General features: G+C 52.0%; 2 protein-coding genes and 1 pseudogene. All 3 read right to left on the reverse strand.

Annotation, left to right across the window (positions count from 1 at the left end):
- A partial coding sequence (locus RMO35_RS09705; protein WP_309740681.1) for a hypothetical protein occupies positions 1–225 on the reverse strand: 225 nt, incomplete at its 3' end.
- Between the two features lie 345 nt (positions 226–570).
- Positions 571–948 (reverse strand): photosystem I reaction center subunit IV, encoded by a 378-nt coding sequence (locus tag RMO35_RS09710; protein WP_309740684.1) that lies wholly within the window; start codon positions 946–948, stop codon positions 571–573.
- 300 nt (positions 949–1,248) lie between these two features.
- Positions 1,249–3,099 (reverse strand): annotated as a pseudogene (locus tag RMO35_RS09715) (MFS transporter); the annotation flags it as partial.

The raw sequence follows: 3,099 nt of genomic DNA on the forward strand, positions 1-3,099 counted from the left end.
GCCACCTTCAGCAGGGGCGATCGGCTTGTATAACTCGGTGATTTTGCCAGGTTGGGGATTTTCAACGCGGGTAGGATCGACCTTGGCTTTCATTTCTCCAGCGCTATTACAAGCAGTAGTTGTGAATAACAAGACAACTGCTAACAAACTCAGGACTGTTCTAGCGAGAATTCTAAAATTAAATGCTGGAATTTTGGTTTTAATCGTATTAATTAATTCAGTCATTGGTGATACATTTCATATTTATTACCACCCAATCATAACGAGCGCGCTGGCATAATCTAGAGCCTCTAAAGATAGACTACACGATCGACCGAAAGATAGATTTGTCGCCACATAAAAATAGGTAAGCGCGATCGACCGATCGCGCTTACCTATTTTTAGTGAAGTCTAAGAGGCTGTTTGAAAATTTTTATTTGCTACAATTGCAATCCCTAAAGAATCCCCCTAAATCCCCCTTAAAAAGGGGGACTAAGAGTCCGGTTCCCCCCTTAAAAAGGGGGGCTAGGGGGGATTCTCTAGGGTTTACGAGTGCGATCTTATACTTTTCAAACACCCACTAATATACAACTATCTAGCTTCGGTACCTTGGTTGGGCGTACCTTCAACAGCGGTAGTATCGACTGCTGGCGCTTCAGCACCTGCACCAGGGCGCACATCCGCCTTCATGTCACCCTGTCCGGTGCGACGCGTTGCTGGGTCGATCGTAGTTTGTTTACCACCAGAGCTGGCAGTCGATTGAGCTTTCTTGGTAGGTGCGGCGGTTTCGACTAGCTCGTGCAAGACAAAGTTATTGGTGTTGACACCTGCATAATTAACTTTGTCAAACCGCACGATGATGGGGTACTTGATGCCGCTTTTATCCATTGCTGCTACGATCCCTTCTTCACGAAACCAGTAAGACTCTGCGCGCATTATCCGAACTTTTGAACCACGTTCGATCGTCATATTTTTCTCGTTAAGGTTGAGGTAGATTACGCTACCTTCTAGGATTGTGACATAATATCAAATCCAATGGCGATCGAGTATCTATCAAAAGGCAGATCGTCGAGTGGTTAGGTGGGGTTTAACTCTTTCCTGGCTTGAATTACGGAGTTGCTGCGTAGTCTTTTACCCCACCCCAGCCCTCCCCTTATAAAGGGGAGGGAGCAAAAGCCGTCCCTCATAGGGGAGGGAGCAAAAGCCGTCCCTCATAGGGGAGAAAGTAAAAGCCCCCCTTTATAAGGGGGGTTGGGGGGGTAAACCCAGCTAAATGACGATCGGACCAGCGGCTAGGGCACCTGCGATCGCGGCGGCGATACCCGACACTAGTCCGGTGGCGAATAACCACCAGGCGGCGGTGGCGGCGGCTTTACGAGTGGCTTCAGCTTGGGCTTGGGCTTGGTGCTTGAGATCGTCGATCCGGGTCTGGATTTGGTTTTGAATCCGTTCGGCGCGATGGAGAACGCTGTTGCGAGTTTGTTCGACCCGATCGATAATTCGGTTGGCATCGGCGGGGGAGATGTCATCGCGGGAACTCAAGACGGCGACTAAGGTATCGCGATCGAAATGCGAGAGCCTGTCGCGGAGCGCGTCGAAGCCAGCATTGGGATCGTCGAACAGTTTTTGAACGTCAGCTTTGATGCCGTCATAGTTGAGTTCGGGGCGTTCGAGACCGTTGAAGTAGTCGCGGACTTTGCCTAAGATGCCGTCGATAACCGATTGCATTTTGGCTTTAATAGCGTCGAGCTGCTGGGTAAAGCGATCGCGAACGCTGAGGATTCGAGCGACAATTTGCTCGGCTTCGGCGCGGGAGATGTCTTCCCGCTGGGAGAGTAAGGAGATCATCGTATCGCGATCGACATGTTTGAGCCGATCTCCGAGGTGTTCGATGCCCAAGCGGGGGTCTTGCAAGAGCAGGCTAAAATCGCGCTTGATGCCGTCAGGATTGAGTTCTTGCTTATCGGTATTGCGGAGGTAGTCAGCCAGGGTGGTTTGGAAGTCGTTGACTTGAGTTTTGGCACGCATTGCCAAACGGCGGGGCGTCCGCAGCACTTGGAGAATCGTATCCTGCACTCGATCGATCGCTTCATTAGCTTCGGCTTCGGTGAAGTCTTCCCGCTGGCGGAGCAATTGTACCAAGGTATCGCGATCGACTTGGCTCAACCGATCGCGGATCGATGATAGCCCGGTTTTGGGGTCGTGGAGCAGGGTGGTGAGATCGCGTTTGATGCCGTCGGGATTGAGTTCGGATTTGCCAGTCCGGCGCAGATAATCGGCGATCGCGCTGGTGGTATCTTCATACGTTGCTCTGGCTTTATTGGCGATCGCGGCTGGTGCGTGGGTGACTTGCTTCCAGTTGGACTCGACGCCATCCAAGATCCCATTAACTTGGTCTTGGCTGAGATCTTGCCGCTGCGCGAGCAATTGTACCAAGGTGTCTCGATCGAAACTTCTAGCACGATGGGTAATGTCGTGTAAACCCGCTTGAGGATCGCTCAGGAGCTTCTGAAGGTCGCGTTTGATGCCATCGGGGTTGAGTTCGTCTTTGCCAGTGTTGCGGAGGTAGTCTTGCACCTGTTGCCACTGGGTAGATACTCGCGTTTGAACCCCTTTTTTGAGTCCTTCGGTATCGGCGATCGCGACTGTCAGGACGGGTTCGAGGGTTTGGGCGATCTGGGTCTTTTCATTGGGCGTCAGATCGTTGCGCTGTTGGAGTACGGTCAAAAACCGATACTGTTTGATCCGCGACAGGCGATCGTGGAGTTCGTGCGGATCGGCATCGCCGTCGGTGAGTAGTACTTTAAATTCTTGGGGGGCGCTATTGGAGAGGAGCTGCTGTTTGGGAGTAGCCCGCAAGTAGACATCGATCGCGGTCTGAGTTTTTTCGAGCATCCCGGCGGATTCAGCGGCGCGAACTTCGGCTAATACTTGTAGGCGGACGCGATCGAGAATTGCGGTTAATTCGACGATCTTGTCATGGGTAAAGACACCGCGCGATTGGAGAATACTCGTAAATTCTTCTGGTTTGAGCGATTCGAGACTCTGGCGGATCGTCCGCGCATCGGCATTGGGATCGTAGAGTCGATCGCGAAATTCCCGCTCGATCCGTTCTGGGGT

The sequence above is a fragment of the Chamaesiphon sp. OTE_20_metabat_361 genome, assembly GCF_031364565.1.

Coding starts and splice junctions, on each gene's coding strand:
- RMO35_RS09710 (WP_309740684.1), bottom strand. CDS start 948: ATGACGATCGAACGTGGTTCAAAAGTTCGGATAATGCGCGCAGAGTCT.